At 69.8% G+C, this 15329-nt stretch carries 18 protein-coding genes; 9 read left to right on the top strand and 9 right to left on the bottom strand.

What is annotated here, in order from left to right; genetic code table 11:
* The first annotated feature begins 69 nt into the window (after nucleotides 1–69).
* From ACQUQF_RS08875 to ACQUQF_RS08845, 7 genes are all read left to right on the top strand, one after another.
* Nucleotides 70–597 (top strand): multiprotein bridging factor aMBF1, encoded by a 528-nt coding sequence (locus ACQUQF_RS08875; RefSeq protein ID WP_435177889.1) that lies wholly within the window; start codon nucleotides 70–72, stop codon nucleotides 595–597.
* Between the two features lie 328 nt (nucleotides 598–925).
* The gene (locus ACQUQF_RS08870; RefSeq protein WP_435177887.1) at nucleotides 926–1216 is read left to right on the top strand and encodes a hypothetical protein; all 291 of its coding nucleotides are present in this window, start codon (nucleotides 926–928) and stop codon (nucleotides 1214–1216) included.
* A gap of 160 nt (nucleotides 1217–1376) precedes the next feature.
* The gene (locus ACQUQF_RS08865; RefSeq protein ID WP_435177885.1) at nucleotides 1377–2114 is read left to right on the top strand and encodes a metal-dependent hydrolase; all 738 of its coding nucleotides are present in this window, start codon (nucleotides 1377–1379) and stop codon (nucleotides 2112–2114) included.
* A gap of 103 nt (nucleotides 2115–2217) precedes the next feature.
* Nucleotides 2218–2613, top strand: a complete 396-nt coding sequence (locus ACQUQF_RS08860) for an OsmC family protein (protein ID WP_435177883.1) — start codon at nucleotides 2218–2220, stop codon at nucleotides 2611–2613.
* 210 nt (nucleotides 2614–2823) lie between these two features.
* Nucleotides 2824–3528 (top strand): hypothetical protein, encoded by a 705-nt coding sequence (locus tag ACQUQF_RS08855; protein WP_435177881.1) that lies wholly within the window; start codon nucleotides 2824–2826, stop codon nucleotides 3526–3528.
* A 116-nt stretch (nucleotides 3529–3644) separates the two neighbouring features.
* Complete coding sequence (locus ACQUQF_RS08850; protein WP_435177879.1) at nucleotides 3645–4094, top strand: DUF5799 family protein; 450 nt, start codon at nucleotides 3645–3647, stop codon at nucleotides 4092–4094.
* A complete protein-coding gene (locus ACQUQF_RS08845) occupies nucleotides 4094–4738 on the top strand; it encodes a protein sorting system archaetidylserine decarboxylase (protein ID WP_435177877.1) in 645 nt (214 codons plus the stop codon). The genes ACQUQF_RS08850 and ACQUQF_RS08845 overlap by 1 nt, the downstream gene beginning before the upstream one ends.
* A 54-nt stretch (nucleotides 4739–4792) precedes the next feature.
* Here ACQUQF_RS08845 and ACQUQF_RS08840 read toward each other — a convergent pair whose 3' ends face one another.
* Nucleotides 4793–4945: a DUF7557 family protein gene (locus ACQUQF_RS08840; protein WP_435177875.1), complete on the bottom strand. Its 153-nt coding sequence runs from the start codon at nucleotides 4943–4945 to the stop codon at nucleotides 4793–4795.
* Between the two features lie 239 nt (nucleotides 4946–5184).
* Between ACQUQF_RS08840 and ACQUQF_RS08835 the strand changes: the two genes are divergently transcribed.
* On the top strand, nucleotides 5185–5418 hold the full coding sequence (locus ACQUQF_RS08835; protein ID WP_115863977.1) for a DUF7563 family protein: 234 nt from the start codon (nucleotides 5185–5187) through the stop codon (nucleotides 5416–5418).
* A 168-nt stretch (nucleotides 5419–5586) separates the two neighbouring features.
* Here the strand turns inward: ACQUQF_RS08835 and ACQUQF_RS08830 are convergent, their stop codons facing one another.
* The 8 genes from ACQUQF_RS08830 to ACQUQF_RS08795 form a co-directional block, all read right to left on the bottom strand.
* Nucleotides 5587–6573, bottom strand: coding sequence for an isocitrate/isopropylmalate dehydrogenase family protein (locus ACQUQF_RS08830; protein ID WP_435177873.1), 987 nt, complete (start codon nucleotides 6571–6573; stop codon nucleotides 5587–5589).
* A complete protein-coding gene (gene leuD / locus ACQUQF_RS08825) occupies nucleotides 6570–7199 on the bottom strand; it encodes a 3-isopropylmalate dehydratase small subunit (protein WP_435177871.1) in 630 nt (209 codons plus the stop codon). Before leuD ends, ACQUQF_RS08830 begins: the two co-directional genes overlap by 4 nt.
* Complete coding sequence (gene leuC / locus ACQUQF_RS08820) at nucleotides 7196–8635, bottom strand: 3-isopropylmalate dehydratase large subunit (protein ID WP_435177869.1); 1440 nt, start codon at nucleotides 8633–8635, stop codon at nucleotides 7196–7198. Before leuC ends, leuD begins: the two co-directional genes overlap by 4 nt.
* A 117-nt stretch (nucleotides 8636–8752) precedes the next feature.
* A complete protein-coding gene (locus ACQUQF_RS08815) occupies nucleotides 8753–9133 on the bottom strand; it encodes a hypothetical protein (RefSeq protein WP_435177867.1) in 381 nt (126 codons plus the stop codon).
* Between the two features lie 4 nt (nucleotides 9134–9137).
* Nucleotides 9138–10205, bottom strand: coding sequence for a ketol-acid reductoisomerase (ilvC, locus tag ACQUQF_RS08810; RefSeq protein ID WP_435177865.1), 1068 nt, complete (start codon nucleotides 10203–10205; stop codon nucleotides 9138–9140).
* A gap of 28 nt (nucleotides 10206–10233) precedes the next feature.
* Nucleotides 10234–10947: an acetolactate synthase small subunit gene (ilvN, locus tag ACQUQF_RS08805; RefSeq protein WP_435177863.1), complete on the bottom strand. Its 714-nt coding sequence runs from the start codon at nucleotides 10945–10947 to the stop codon at nucleotides 10234–10236.
* Nucleotides 10944–12773 (bottom strand): biosynthetic-type acetolactate synthase large subunit, encoded by a 1830-nt coding sequence (ilvB, locus tag ACQUQF_RS08800; protein ID WP_435177861.1) that lies wholly within the window; start codon nucleotides 12771–12773, stop codon nucleotides 10944–10946. The genes ilvN and ilvB overlap by 4 nt, the downstream gene beginning before the upstream one ends.
* A 483-nt stretch (nucleotides 12774–13256) precedes the next feature.
* Nucleotides 13257–14468: a LeuA family protein gene (locus ACQUQF_RS08795; RefSeq protein WP_435177859.1), complete on the bottom strand. Its 1212-nt coding sequence runs from the start codon at nucleotides 14466–14468 to the stop codon at nucleotides 13257–13259.
* Between the two features lie 363 nt (nucleotides 14469–14831).
* On the opposite strand from ACQUQF_RS08795, the gene ACQUQF_RS08790 reads away from it, so the two are divergent.
* Nucleotides 14832–15281, top strand: coding sequence for a ferritin-like domain-containing protein (locus tag ACQUQF_RS08790; RefSeq protein ID WP_435177857.1), 450 nt, complete (start codon nucleotides 14832–14834; stop codon nucleotides 15279–15281).
* Nucleotides 15282–15329 lie beyond the last annotated feature (48 nt).

Raw genomic sequence — 15329 nt, 5'->3', positions numbered from 1 at the left:
GGGCACGGAGCGCGGTCGGGCGGTCACGTCGGCGTGGAATTTAAGAGCGGCGGCAGACTACCTCCACTCATGGTTCAGTGTGAGATGTGCGGTGCCGAGACGAGTTCCCCGAAGACCGTCAAGGTCGAGGGGGCCGAGTTGGACGTCTGCGACAACTGCGCGGACTTCGGGACCGAGGTGAAGACCCAGGACTCCGGGTCGACCTCCACCAAGTACTCGACCTCCTCGTCGTCGGGGAGCTCCGGGTCGTCCTCGTCGTCGTCGAGTACGTCTTCGAGTTCGTCCCAGTCGCGGCGCTCGGACATGTTCGACGACATGGACGAACTCGCCCAGGACTACGACGAGCGCATCCGGGAGGCCCGCGAGAGCGCGGGGCTGAGCCAGGAGGACCTGGCGAACGAGCTCAACGAGAAGGCCAGCCTCATCCGGAAGCTCGAGCGGGGCGACATCCTGCCGAGCGACGAGGTCCAGCGCAAGCTCGAGCGCGAGCTCGACATCCAGCTGACCGCCGGCGGCTCCGCCGACGAGGAGGAGTGGAGCGGCGGCAGTTCGACCGGCGAGTACACGCTCGGCGACGTCGTCAAGCGCAAGGACTGACCCGACCGCAGGCTCGTCTCGCCCCGGCAGTTCGTCTCGCCGTCGCGACCCCGCCGTCCGGCCGGCGGTCCCGGGACCGCCGGCCGCGAATCGCGACCGCCGCCGCGGTCCGTCGTGACCCGCCACTTCTCGACGACCGAGTCCCCGTTACCGCTGATTCCGCTCTCCGCGCCGGTTTCGACACCCACGCCTATTTCGCCACCCGCGTCTATTTCGCCACCCGCGCCGATTCCGCCACCCGCGCCGGTCCTCGCCCGTAGACGCCGTCGCCCCGGTGTCGGCCTCGTCCGCGGCGTTCGCGGGCGCACTTCTGAGCGAGGTCACATTTATGGTTGGCGTCGGAGAAGGTGAGACGATGCGCGACCTGCTCCGGCGGACCGGGCGGTTCCTCGACGGCCACTGGGTGCTGAAGTGGTTCGTCGCCCCCGTCCTGTTCATGGCCTCCCTGTTGTTCGTCGTGGCGCTGGTCGTCACGCGCACCCCCGGCGAGTCGGGCCAGCTGGCCGGGCTGTTCGTCGGGTTCTCGCTCGCGGTCGTGGCGGTCGGGCTGGCGCTCGACCGGGCGGTCCGGCGGGCGGTCGGCTGGGACCTCCTGGCGTCGAACCGCGACCGCGGGTGACCGCGGGCCGGCGGCCGCGGTGTCGAGCGACAACTGCGCGGGAGTGACAACCCGCCGGGTCGGGCCCCGCCGGGTCGGGCGGGCGAGCGCGGACCGACACCGCCGTCGGCGTTCGCCAACATCTTTTAAGTGCGAAACGGGAGTATCTCCACCCGCATCCATGAAGCTCACCTGGTACGGCCACTCGACGTGGCTCGTCGACGTCGACGGCACGGAACTGCTCATCGACCCGTTCTTCGACAACCCCAAGACCGACACCGACCCCGAGGAGCTCGACCCCGACTACGTCCTGCTCACCCACGGTCACGCCGACCACATCGGCGACGTCGACCGCTACGAGGGGACCAAGCTGGTCGCGACGCCCGAGGTCGTCGAGTACTGCCGCGACGAGTTCGGCGACTACGAGGCGGTCGGCGGCATGGGGATGAACCTCGGGGGCACCGTCGAACTCGACGACGCCTTCGTCACGATGGTCCGGGCCGACCACACGAACGGGATGGAGACCAGCTACGGCACCTCCGGCGGGATGCCGGCCGGCTTCGTGATCAGCGACACCAAGCCCACCCAGGTCAGCGACCAGGAGAGCCGGACGTTCTACCACGCCGGCGACACCTCGCTCCAGACCGAGATGCGCGACGTCATCGGCCCGTTCCTCGAACCCGACGTCGCCGCGGTGCCCATCGGCGACCACTTCACGATGGGACCGTGGCAGGCCGCGGTCGCGGTCGACTGGGTCGACGCCGACTACGCGCTCCCGATGCACTACGACACGTTCCCGCCCATCGAACAGGACCCCGACGACTTCCGGCGGGAGGTCGAGGCCACGGGCAGCGACGCCGAAGTGACGGTCCTCGACGGCGACGAGACGTTCGACCTCGGCGAGGAACTCGACTACTGACGCCGTCACGCCCGTCGTTTTTCCGGCCGGCTCCGGCAGTTCAGTACCCCGTTTTCACCGTAAAAGCAATACTTAGGGACGTGGCGCGAGTTGGTCCGTACGCATGGCCAAAGAGGTCACCACCACGTCGGCGGAGGGGTACCAGTCGGACAACCAGATTCGGGACTTCGAGCGCACCATCGACGCCACCGGCGAGGAGGCCCCGGACACGCTGGAGGCCCTCCTCGCGGCCTACACCTCGTGTTACGTCCCGGCGCTCCGGGTCGGGGCCGAGCAGCGGGACGTCGGCGACCTCGGCCGCATCGAGATCGACGCGACCGGCGACCTCAACGACGACGACAAGCTGAAGGCGGTCCAGTTCACGGTCCGGACCGAGGCCGAACTGGACGACGACGAGGCCGACAGGATCGTCACGCGGGCCAACCAGCTCTGCAAGGTCCACGACGCGCTGAAGGGCGAGCTCGAGGCCGACGTCACCGTCGAGAGCGGCACGTTCTGAGGCGGTTCGGCGACCGGTTCCGCGGGTCGTACGCCGGGAAATCGAGGGATGACGACGGCCAACGTCGCCTTACCGGCCGGGTAACCCGGAGTGGAAACGGCTCGGGGCGACCGCTCCGGTCGATTCGGCTCATCCTATACTAGCCGGGTCGCGAGAACTACCACCCGGGTTGATACGGGTGGTCGTAGTGGCTCCCCGCCGGGTGGAGCGATGAACGAGACAGACTCGAACGACGCGAGGGAGCGCGAGGAGACGGACGGTCGGCTCGTCGATCGACGCACGATGCTGAAGGGGACGGCGGCCGCGGGACTCGCCGGGAGCGCGCTGTCGGGCACCGGGGCGGCCCAGGGCCTTCCGAACAAGATCGTCATCGAGGCCGGCGAGACGCCGCTGTCGTACAGAATCACGGTGAGCGGCGAGATCGCCAAGGGCCAGCAGGCCGGCGGGACCGACGAGATATCCGCCGACGGCACGACCGTCAGGGGGTACGAGCAGGACGACAACGACGGCGTCGACGACTACCGGTTCTCGGGCCGGATCACCGGGTTCGAGGTCACCGAGGGGTCGGTGGCCTCGGTCAGCGTCAACGGCCAGACGGTCGACGACCCGGTCGGCCTGCCGGAGTCGTCGGACTCGTCGAACGGGTCGCAGCTGCCGAACACGGTGACCATCGAGCCCGGCAGCGAGGGCCGGCGGGTGGCCTACCACTTCCGGGTGTCCGGCAACGTCGAACCGGGGCCGGAGGCCGGAACGCTCGGCGTCGACACCGTCGACGGCAACGTGGTCCGGGGCGAGGTGGGCGGAACCCTCCAGGGCAACCCCGACCCGGTCGACGACTACCGGTTCTCCGGCGCCATCGCGTTCGCCGACGCCGACGGCCCGCTGAACGTGACCATCGAGTTCGGCGGCGAGTGACCGGTCCGCCGGGAGCGGGAACCCGGTCGGCGACTTTTTTGCGGACGGATCGGAACCGCCCTCCCGCCCGTGCGACAGGAAAACTCTCATACCCTCCCCAACCTAACGGTTCGGGTATGACCGAACGCGCGTGGCAGGACATCGTCGTCGGCGACCGGATGGCGGTCGACCAGGAGTTCGCACAGCGGGTCACCGACTCCGAGTTCTCCCGGCAGGAGTGGGGGCTCATCATGACCGCGGTCGAGTTCGAGATCGAGCACCCGGACGACGACGAGCGGGCCCGCATCGTCGCCGACACCTCGAAGGTCGAGCAGGTGATGCCCGAGCTCGAGAACATCCGCAACCAGATGAACTCGATGGGCGGCGGTGGCGGTGGCGGCGGGGACGGCGGCGGTGGCGTCTTCGACTCGGTGAAGAACGCCCTCGGTCTGGGCGGCGGTGGCGGGGTCGACCGCGAGCGGGTCGAGGCCGCCAAGCGGCTCGCCCAGGAGTACGCGGGCGAACTCCAGCAGCGCCTCGAGTCCCAGGGCAAGTGGAAGCAGGTCCGGAACGCCGCGAGCGACTGATGGGCGGACGCCGATCCGGCGGCTCGCGCCTCCCGGGTAGCTTCGCCCCGGGCGCGTGGCGGTACGCCCTGCTGGCGCTCGCGCTGGCGGTTCCCCTCTCCCTGCTGTCGCGGCTCGGCAGGTGCTCGCGGCGCTGGACCCTGGCGGCCCCGCTGCTGGCTGTCGGCGCCCTGCTCTTCCACCGCGACCCCGACCGGACGCCGCCCGACTCGGGGGTGCTGGCGCCCGCCGACGGCCGGGTCTCGGTCGTCCGCGAGGAGGGCGACCGAGTCCGGGTCGGCGTGTTCATGAACGTCACCGACGTCCACGTCAACCGCGCGCCGCTCGGCGGCCGGGTCGATGCGGTCGACCACGAGCCCGGCAAGCACCGGCCGGCGTTCTCGAAGGAGTCCGACAGGAACGAGAAACTCCACGTCCGGTTCGCGGACCACGAGGTGACGCTGATCGCCGGGGCGTTCGCCCGGCGCATCCACCCCTACGTCGGCGCGGGCGACGAGCTCGACCGGGGCGAGCGGCTCGGCCACATCTCGTTCGGGAGCCGCACCGACGTGCTGCTGCCCGAGTCGGTCGACCCCGGGGACCTGACCGTCCAGCGGGGCCAGAAGGTGCGGGCGGGCGAGACGGTGCTCGCCCGGCTCGACTGACCGCCCGACCCGGTCGGCGCTTCGGGCGACGAACTCGACCGCTCGCCCGACCGATCAGCCCGAGGCGTCTTCGGGGTGGAACAGCGTCATCTCCTCGGCCTCGTAGATGTTGATGAGCTCGTTGATGATCTCGTCGTAGGACTCGTCCTCGACGCGCAGGCTGTCCAGGCGCTCTACGGTCTCCTCGTCGAGCTGGAGCTTGGGCATCATCTCGGCGTAGGCTGTCGAACCTCTTAAACGACCGGGGCGAGCGACGCGCCCGGCGCCGGAGCGGCGGAACCGTCGATTTCTCGCGGCGTTACCTTAAATTATGGTGGCGCTCTCACATCGTACGACGCGCGTCGGCCGTCGTAACTGCCAGTTACCGGGGGCGCCAACGGTTGGTTACGGGGGTGTAGGTACTGGATAACAAAGTGGATAGGATTGTGTGTATCTATCGCGCAGACATGACCACGACCGACAACCGCCTCACCAACGGCGACGACACGATGGCCGAGAACCGATGCCAGAGCTGCGGCTCCTTCGTCACGCGGGACTTCGCACGCGTCTTCGGGAACAACCACAACGAGGTCTTCGGCTGTCTGGAGTGCATGACCGCCACAGAGGTCAAGAAGGGAGGGGCGCGGGCCGACGAGGTAGACACGACGAACCTCATCGGCGGCCGGGAACCGCTTCGATAACCCGTTCGGGACCGTTCCGGAACTATACCGTCGACTGCAGTCTGGTTTTACGCGGTACGATTCGCGCTCGTCCGTCCGCCGGAGACGCGAAAACAGCGACCGAGCCGGCGAACAGCGACCGAGCCGGCGAACAGCGACGGTCGACGGCGCGTCCGAGTGCGCGCCGACTCAGAGCTCCGCCAGCACCGCCTCGGTCACGTCGCTCGTCGTCGCGTCGCCGCCGAGGTCCGGGGTGTGGGGCCCCGACGCCAGCACCGACTCCACGGCCGCGCGGACGCGCTGGCCGGCGTCGTCGTAGCCCAGGTACTCCAGCAGCATCGCCGCCGACAGGATCGCGGCGCTCGGGTTCGCGACGCCCTCGCCGGCGATGTCGGGCGCGGTGCCGTGGACCGGCTCGAACAGCGCGCGCTCCTCGCCGACGTTCGCGCTCGGCAGCAGGCCCAGGCCGCCGACGAGGCCGGCCGCGAGGTCCGACAGCATGTCGCCGGCGAGGTTGGGACAGACGACGACGTCGTAGTCCTCGGGGCGCTGGACCAGATGCATCGCCAGCGCGTCCATCAGCGCGTCGTCGGTCGGCACGTCGTACCCCTCGCCGACCCGGCGCGCGGTCTCGAGGAACAAACCGTCGGTGGTCCGCATCACGTTCGCCTTGTGAGCTATCGTCACGCCTAATCCGCGCTCGGCGGCGTACTCGAATCCGTAACGCGCGATTTCCTCGGACGCCGACTCGGTAACGACCCGTGTCAGCGTCGTTACGCCGGGCGCAATCTCGGACTCGTGGCCCGCGTAGACGCCCTCCGTGTTCTCCCGGACGAACACTAGGTCGGTGTCGGGGTTCGGCGCGTCGACGCCGGGGTAGGCCCGGACCGGCCGGACGTTGGCGAACGACTCGACCGCCCGCCGGAGCGGGATGATGACGTCGGCCGCGGTCTCGCCCGCCGCGCCGAACAGCGTCGCGTCGGCGCTCGCCGCGAGCTGGCGGGTCTCGTCGGGCAGGGCCTCGCCGGTGCGCTCCTTCACGGCGTCGCCGGCCTCGGCCTCGGCGAACGCGAAGTCGGGGCCGACCGCCTCCAGCACCTCGCGGGCCGCGGCGGTGACCTCCCGGCCGATGCCGTCGCCGGGGATCACGGCGATCTGCTCGGGGTCGTCGGTCATTCGGCCTCCTCCACGTACGGCAGGTCGGCCGCGGTCGCGGCGACCGACTCGGCGTTGGACTTCAGCAGCGCGGTGGTGTCCCAGACGCCCTCGACCAGCGCCTTGCGCTGGGCGTCGTCGACCGTGGCGTCGATCTCCCGGTCGTCGTAGGTGACGGTCTCGGCGGCCACGTCGACGTCGATCTCGGCGTCAGGATGGTCGTCGACGTAGTCCTGGAGCGCCTCGATCTCGTCCTGGCTCGCGGTGACCGTCGGGATCCCGAGCGCCAGGCAGTTGCCCGCGAAGATCTCGGCGAAGCTCTCGCCGACGATGGCGTCGATGCCCCAGCGCATCAGCGCCTGCGGGGCGTGCTCGCGCGAGGAGCCGCAGCCGAAGTTGGCGTTGACGACCAGCACCGAGGCGTCCCGGAACCGGTCCTCGTTGAACGGGTGGTCCTTGGGCTCGTCGTCGTCGGTGAACCGCTGGTCCTGGAAGACGAACTGGCCCAGGCCGTCGAAGGTCACCGCCTTCAGGTACCGGGCGGGGATGATCTGGTCGGTGTCGATGTCGTTGCCCCGGAGCGGGATGCCGGTGCCCGAGACCCGCTCGACGGTCTCGATCTCGGTCTCGGTGGTCTGTCCGCTCATACCTCGGTCACCTCCGAGTCGGCGACGTCGGTCTCGGGCAGCTCCCGGACGTCGGTCACCTCGCCCTCGACCGCGGCGGCGGCGACCATCCGGGGGTTCATGAGGACGGTCCGACCCTCCTTGCTGCCCTGCCGGCCGACGAAGTTGCGGTTAGACGACGACGCCGAGGCCTCGTCGCCCTCCAGCTGGTCGTCGTTCATGCCGAGGCACATCGAGCAGCCCGCGCCCCGCCATTCGAAGCCGGCCTCGCGGAAGACCTCGTCGAGGCCCTCGGCCTCGGCGGCGGCCTTCACGCGCTGGCTGCCGGGGACGACCATCGCCCGCACGTCGTCGTGGACCTCGCGGCCCGCGACGACCCGGGCGGCCCGCCGGAGGTCCGGCAGGCGGGCGTTGGTGCACGAGCCCAGGAAGGCGACGTCGATCTGGTAGCCCTCCATCGTGTCGCCGGGCTCGACCCGCATGTGCTCCTGGGCGCGCCGGGCGGTGTCCTGCTTGTCCGCCGGCAGCTCCTCGGGAGCGGGGATCGGCTCGGTGACGCCGACGCCCTGGCCGGGCGTGGTGCCCCAGGTCACCATCGGTTCGAGCGCGTCGCCGTCGATGACGACCTCGTCGTCGTAGACCGCGTCGTCGTCGGACCTGATGGACTCCCAGTAGGGCTTGAGTCGCTCGAACTTCTCGGGATCGTCCGCGAAGGCGTCGGTCTCCCGGAGCCATTCGTAGGTGGTCTCGTCGGGGTTGACGTACCCCGCCCGGGCGCCGCCCTCGATGGACATGTTGCAGATGCTCATCCGGCCCTCCATGCCGAGGCTCTCGACGGCCTCGCCCGCGTACTCGTAGACGTAGCCGACGCCGCCGTCGGTCCCGAGCTTCCGGATGATCTGGAGGATGACGTCCTTGGCCTCGACGCCCTCGCCGAGCTCGCCGGTGACCCGGAGCCTGCGGACCTTCTGCTTCTCCATCGCCACGGTGCCGGTGGCGAGCACGTCCCGGATCTGGGAGGTGCCGATGCCGAAGGCGAGCGCGCCGAACGCGCCGTGGGTCGAGGTGTGGCTGTCGCCGCAGACGATGGTCATCCCGGGCTGGGTCATCCCCTGCTCCGGGCCGATGACGTGGACGATGCCCTGATCGCCGGTGTCCGGGCTGGAGAACTCGATGCCGGCCTCCCGGACGTTCTCCTCGAGCTCGGCCATCATCTCCTCGGCCGCGCCCTCGTAGGGGCGCTCGCGGTCGGCGGTCGGGACGATGTGGTCGACGGTGGCGTGGGTGCGCTCGGGGTAGGCGACCTCGAGGTCGCGCTCCCGGAGCATGCCGAACGCCTGCGGGCTGGTGACCTCGTGGATGAGGTGGAGGCCAACGAACAGCTGGTCCTGGCCGGTCGGCAGTTCGGTGACCTTGTGGCGGTCCCACACCTTGTCGTACAGGGTGCGCTCGCTCACGCGGACCACCCCGCGTTCGTCGCCGCGTCGGTAACTTCGTCTCTCGGCACCGCGCCGGAGACGCCTCTGTTCGTCGCTGCGTCGGAGAAATCAGTTCGTACGTGCATCGCTACTGTCTCACTCTTCGGACTCTACGGCCCGGTACTCGCCGCCCCGCTCGAAGACGCGGTCCGCGCTCTCGCCGTCGTCGTGCGGCGGGGTGTGGCTCACGTCCTTCATCCGGTCGGCGGCCTCGTTCTCTTCGTCCACCTCTCCCTCGGGGTCGTAGGCCTCCCGCTTACTTCCGGAGGACTCGCTCCGCTCGTCTTCCGACGTTCGAGGAACTGCGTTCCTCTCACCCCCGTCCGCGGCGACGACCGGCCCGCGCTCGAAGGGCCGGTTGACGGTGCCGCGGGCGGCGTGCGGGTGGGTGTGGCTCACGTCGCGCATCGGCTCGGCTGCGCGCTCGGTGATCGGGTCGTCCGGTTCGGTCGCGTCGCGTCGTTCTGTTCGGTTCATTGTCTCAGTCGTCGGCTCGCACTCTCTCGGACTCGTCGTCCTCGGTCGATTCCTCGGTCCCCTCGTCTTCGGCCCACGCGAACAGCGCGCGGAGCCGGGCGCCCACGTCCTCGATGTCGTGCTCGATGTCCCGCTGCTTGTGCTGGCGGTACACCGGGCGGCCGGTCTGGTTCTCGGCGATCCACTCCCGGGCGAACTCGCCGTTCTGGACCTCCTCGAGCGCGACCTCCATGTTCTCGCGCACGTCGTCGTCGATGATCTCGGGGCCGCGGGTCAGCCCGCCGTATTCGGCGGTGTCCGAGACCGAGTCCCACATCTCGCGCATCCCGCCCTCGTACATCAGGTCGACGATGAGCTTCATCTCGTTCAGGCACTCGAAGTAGGCCATCTCGGGGCTGTACCCCGCGTCGACCAGGGTCTCGTAGCCGACCTTGATGAGCTCGGTGATGCCCCCGCAGAGCACCGCCTGCTCGCCGAACAGGTCGGTCTCGGTCTCCTCGCGGAACGTAGTTTCGACTACGCCCGCGCGCGTGCACCCGATGGCCTTCCCGTAGGCCAGCGCCTCCTGCTTGGCGTCGCCCGTGGCGTCGCGGTACACCGCGAGCAGGCCGGGCGTGCCCTCGCCGCTCTCGTAGTTGCGCCGGACGAGGTGGCCCGGGGACTTCGGCGCGATCATCGTCACGTCGACGTCCTCGGGCGGTTCGATCTGGCCGTAGTGGATGTTGAACCCGTGGGCGAACTGGAGCGTGTCGCCGGCCTCGAGCTCGTCCTCGATGTCGGCGTACACCGCGGGCTGGACCGTGTCGGGCACGAGTACCGACACGACGTCGGCCCGGCCCGCGGCCTCCTTCGGCGTCGCCACGTCCAGGCCGTCCTCGCGGGCGGCGTCCCGGGACGAGGAGTCCTCCCGGAGGCCGACGACCACGTCGACCCCGCTGTCCGCGAGGTTCTGGGCGTGGGCGTGGCCCTGGCTCCCGTAGCCCAGCACGGCTACGGTCTTTCCGTCGAGGTACGAGTCGTCCGCGTCGTCGTCGTAGTACACTGTCGTGTTGAATTCGTCGTTCTCGGTCATGTGTCGTCGTGAGTGTGTCTGTCGTCGTTCAGTCGTCGTACGTTCCTGTCTCGACCTGCTCGGGCTCCTCGTCGTCCGATTCCTCGCTCTCCTTGGCGTGGCCCGGCTCCTCGCCGGGCGTGGTCGGCGTGTCGCCCCGGGCCAGCGCGGTCTGGCCGGTCCGGGCGATCTCGATGATGCCGAACTGCCGGAACGCGTCGATGGCGTCGTCGATCTTGTCCTGCTCGCCGGTGATCTGGACCGTGATGGTCCGGGGGCCGGCGTCGAGCGTCTGGCCCTCGTACATCTGGGTGATGGCGTGGACCTTGTCCGGCTCGTCGCCCCGGACCTTCAGCAGCACCAGCTCGGCCTGGACCGCGTCGTCGTCGAGCTCGCCCACCTGGATGACGGGCCGGAGCTTCGCGACCTGCTTCTTCACCTGGTCGATGCCGGCGTCGGTCTCCTCGACGACCAGCGTGATGCGGGCGTGGCCGTCGACCGTCGTCGGCCCGACCGTCAGGCTCTCGATGTTGAACTGCCGGCGGGAGAACAGCCCGGACACCTTCGCCAGCACGCCCGGCTCGTGTTCGACCAGCGCGGAGACGACCGCGGTCCGGGTCTCCTGCTCGGCCTCGACCTCGGGGTCGATGCGGACGCCGTGCTTGTTCCGCCGGCCCTCGGGCTCGGGGCGCTCCTCGGGCCGCGGGCCGGCGAGCCCGTCGCTCGCGCTCGCGCCGTCGCCGCTCTCGTGTTCGGAGCTCATAGCTGGTCCTCCGACAGGGCGAACTTGCCGTTGTCGCCGCCGCTGGGCACCATCGGGTAGACGTTCGCGGCGGGGTCGATGCGGAAGTCGATGACCGACGGGCCGTCGTACGCCAGCGCGGCCTCGACGGTGTCGGCGACCTCGTCGTAGTCCGAGACGGTGTAGCCCTGGGCGCCGAACGCCTCGGCCAGCGGCTCGAACTCGGGGCACCACGAGTACTCGGAGGCCGAGTGGCGGCCGTCGTAGAAGGCGTCCTGCCACTGGCGGACCATCCCGATGTACTCGTTGTTGAGCACCGCCACGGTGATGTCCAGGTCCTCGCGGACCGCGACCGACAGCTCCTGGATGGTCATCAGGAACGAGCCGTCGCCCTCGAAGCAGACGACCTGCTGGTCTTCGTCCGCGGCGAACCGGGCGCCGATGGCGGCCGGCAGGCCGTACCCCATCGTGCCCAGGCCGTGGGAGGAGACCCACGTCCGGGGCTGGGTGTAGGTCCAGTACTGGACCGCCCACATCTGGTGCTGGCCCACGCCGGTCGTGACGATGGTGTCGTCGCCGGTGGCCTCGTCGATGGCCTCGACGACGAACTGCGGCTTGAGCGGCTCGTCGTCGGGCGTGGCGTAGTCCATCGGGTACTCGACCTTCCACTCGCGGCACTGCTCGCGCCACTCCCGGTAGCCGTCCGCGATGGCGTCGGGCTCGGCCCCGGTCTCGCGGCCCATCGCGTCGTCCAGCTGCTCCAGGACCGTCCCCGCGTCGCCGATCACCGGGACGTCGGCGTGGACGTTCTTCGAGATCTCGGCCGGGTCGATGTCGACGTGCAGCACCTCGGCGTCGGGCGCGAACGTCTCGACGCCGCCGGTGAGCCGGTCGTCGAACCGGGTGCCGACCGCCAGCATGACGTCGCAGTGGGTGATCGCCATGTTGGCGTAGCCGGTGCCGTGCATGCCGACCATCTCCATCGCCAGGTCGTCGTCCTCGGGGAACGTCCCGACCGCTGGCATCGAGGTCGCGACCGGGATCTCGTACCGGCGGGCGAACGCCCGGAGCTCCTCGCTGGCCTCGCCCTTGAGGACGCCGCCGCCCGCCAGGATGACGGGCTTGTCCGCGCGTTCGAGCGTGCGCGCGGCCGCGCGGACCGACTCGGCGTCGGCCTCGGTCTGCGGCCGGTGGGTGTCGGGGGTTGTCGCCTCGCCGGGCTCGCGGTCGGTCTCGGCCTGGGTCACGTCCTTCGGCAGGTCGACGAGCGTCGGGCCCGGCCGGCCGGACGCCGAGTAGGCGAACGCCTCGCCCACCACGTCGCCGACCGTGTCGGCGCGGTCCGCGAAGTAGTTGGTCTTGGTGATGGGCGCGGTGATGCCGGTGGTGTCGGTCTCCTGGAACGCGTCGTTGCCGACGAACTCGGTCGGCACCTGGCCGGTGAGCGCGACCACCGGGTCCGAGTCCATGCTCGCGTCGGCGATGCCGGTCACGAGGTTGGTCGCGCCCGGCCCGGACGTGGCCAGGCAGACGCCCGGCGTGCCCGAGACGATACCGTAGGCGTCGGCGGCGTGGGCCGCGCCCTGCTCGTGGGCCATCATGACGTGGCGGAGCGGCGAGTCGAACACCGCGTCGTAGACGGGCATGATGGCGCCGCCCTGGACGCCGAACAGGGTCTCGGCGCCCGCGTTCTCGAGCGCGGTCACGACCGACTCGGCGCCGGTCTGGACCCCCGTCTCGTCGGTCTCGAGCTCGGTGCGTGCGTCGTCAGCCGCCGCCTCGGTCGAGGACTCCTCGGCGTCGGCGGCTTCGGAATCGGTCCGGCGCCGCGGCGCGGACTCACTCACGGCGGTCACCTCCCGAAGCCGTCGGTCGTCGATACTCTGCTGGCTGTGCGTCCTGGGGTGTCGTTTTTGTGCGTGTCACGGTTGGTCGAGCGCGCGCTGGTCGGTCTGGAGACGATGCGGAACGTCGGGTCGGAGAAGTGGTGGTGTAGGGGCTCAAGCCCCTACAATAATCGCGCGCTCGACAGTCGCACTGCTCGCGTCGGCCGGGCTGGCCGCGCCCGGTCGCTCGCTGGGCGCGAGACAACTCGCGCCGGTGGCAGTGGTTGACTGTCGCATCGTTACTGGGTACGTACCGACCCCGACGTTCATAATCCTTTCCCGCGTGGCAACCCTTGCGCGACGGTCGATGGTGTGCCGCGCCGCCGGAGACGCCTCGGCCCGCGCCGCGGAAGCGGCGGTAAGTACCGCGTCGGCCCGGTCGACTGCCGCGGGGCCCGGCCGCCGCGCGCGGCTGGTCGGGCGGGGCGAATCCGGCGGTCGGCATCAGGCGCGGACCTCCGATTCCTCGCGGGCCACGCCCACCTCGCGGGCGAACCGCTCCAGGTCGGCGACCGTGACGCGGTTCTTCTCCGCGCCGTAGTCCTTGACCCGGCGGGTCACCTCCCGGACCTCGGCGTCGGTCGGGGCGAACCCGCAGTCCTCGAGGCGCTTGCGGACCGAGTTCGCGCCGGTGTGCTTGCCCAGCACGAACTCCCGCTCGGCGCCGACCATCTCGGGGGTCATCACGCCCGGCTCGAACGTGTCGGAGTTCTCGATGACGCCCGCGGCGTGGATGCCGGACTCGTGGGCGAACGCGTTGTCGCCGGTGACGGGCTTGTTCGCCGGCACCGGGACGTCGCTGTACTCCTCGACGATGGCCGAGATGTCGGCGATGCCGGTGGTGTCGATGCCGGTATCGACGCCGTACACCGACTCGACCGACATCACGACCTCCTCGTAGGCCGCGTTGCCGGCCCGCTCGCCGATGCCGTTGACCGAGACCTGGGCCTGGTCGGCCCCGGCCTCGAAGCCGGCGATGGCGTTCGCCGTCGCCATCCCGAAGTCGTCGTGGGTGTGGACGTCGATGCGGGCGTCGGTGTGGTCGCCGACGAAGCGGACGAGGTCGGCGAACCGGGTCGGCGTCGCGACCCCGCAGGTGTCGGGGATGTTGATCCAGTCGACGCCGGCCTCGGAGACGGCCTCGACGACCGTCGCCAGGTACTCCTCGTCGGTCCGGGTGGCGTCCATCGGCGAGAACATCGCTGTGACGCCCGCCTCCTTCACCCGCTCGACCGCCTGCACCGACCGCTCGACGACCTCCTCGCGGGTGGCGTGCATCGAGTCCTGGATCTGGACGTCGCTGGTCGAGGCGAAGACGTGGACCATCTCGACGCCGGAGTCGATGGCGGCCTCCACGTCCTTGTCGACCACGCGGGCCAGCCCGCAGGTGGTCGTCGTGGTGCTGGCGGCGATGTCGCTGACGGCCTCGAACTCGGCGTCGGAGTTGACGGGGAACCCGGCCTCGATGACGTGGGTTCCCATCCGGTCGAGGGCGTCGGCGATGGTGCGCTTCTCGTCGTAGGAGAAGGAGGTGCGGGGAGCCTGTTCGCCGTCGCGCAGGGTCGTGTCGAAGACCCGCGCGGACTCGAACTCGGTCTCAGTAGCTAACGTGCCGTCGAAGAACTCGACCCGCCCGGCTGGTACCGGACGAACCAATGTCGTTGTCGGACATCGTATCCCGTCCTGGCCACCTTCTCGTATTTAAGCGTGTCGCTGAGACAGACGGCCCGGCGGCGACGACCGTCCGAAGACGACCCGGCAGATCGCAAAACCGCACGACTGAAACGGCCTATCATTCTTCGTATGACCTAAGTTGACCTTATACTCCGACGCCGAACAGTAACATCGTTCTCTCGTCGAACCGTTGATTTTCAACATTCTCTCCCGGAATATACTCGGGCGCAGAGCTGACCGCCGGTCGCTCGGTGGGACCCGAGCCCGACTGGAGACCAGAGCGTCCCGGGCCGAAACTGCTACAGCAACAACAGTAAGGTGGCTGGCGGACGAAGTACCGCCGGTATGACGACGCAAGAGGTCACGGACCTGCTCAAGAAGGCCTACAGCGACGAGATCGAGACGGTGATGAACTACCTGACCAACTCCATCGTGCTCGACGGCGTGAGCGCCGAGGAGGTCAAGGAGAGCCTCGAGGCCGACATCCAGGAGGAGCTGGGTCACGCCGAGATGCTCGGCCAGCGGCTCAAGCAGCTCGACGAGCGCCCGCCGGCGTCCTACGACTTCGAGGCCCGCCAGGAGAGCCTCCAGCCGCCCGAGGACAGCACCGACGTGCTGTCGGTCATCAACGGCGTGCTCGACGCCGAGGAGGACGCCATCGAGACGTACCGCTCGCTCATCACGGCCGCCGGCGACGACGACCCGGTGACCGAGGACATCGCGGTGACCATCCTCGCCGACGAGGAGGCCCACCGCACGGAGTTCCGCGGGTTCAAGCGCGAGTACGAAGACTGACCGACACGCGATTCCGGCGGGAGGGTCACGGCTCCCGGCCGACCGTCG

Origin of the sequence: Halorussus sp. AFM4 (assembly GCF_051194995.1) — an archaeon.
In the GTDB taxonomy this organism is placed as follows: domain Archaea; phylum Halobacteriota; class Halobacteria; order Halobacteriales; family Haladaptataceae; genus Halorussus.
Note: the sequence above shows the minus strand (reverse complement) of the source record. Positions and strands in the feature narration are given on the sequence as shown.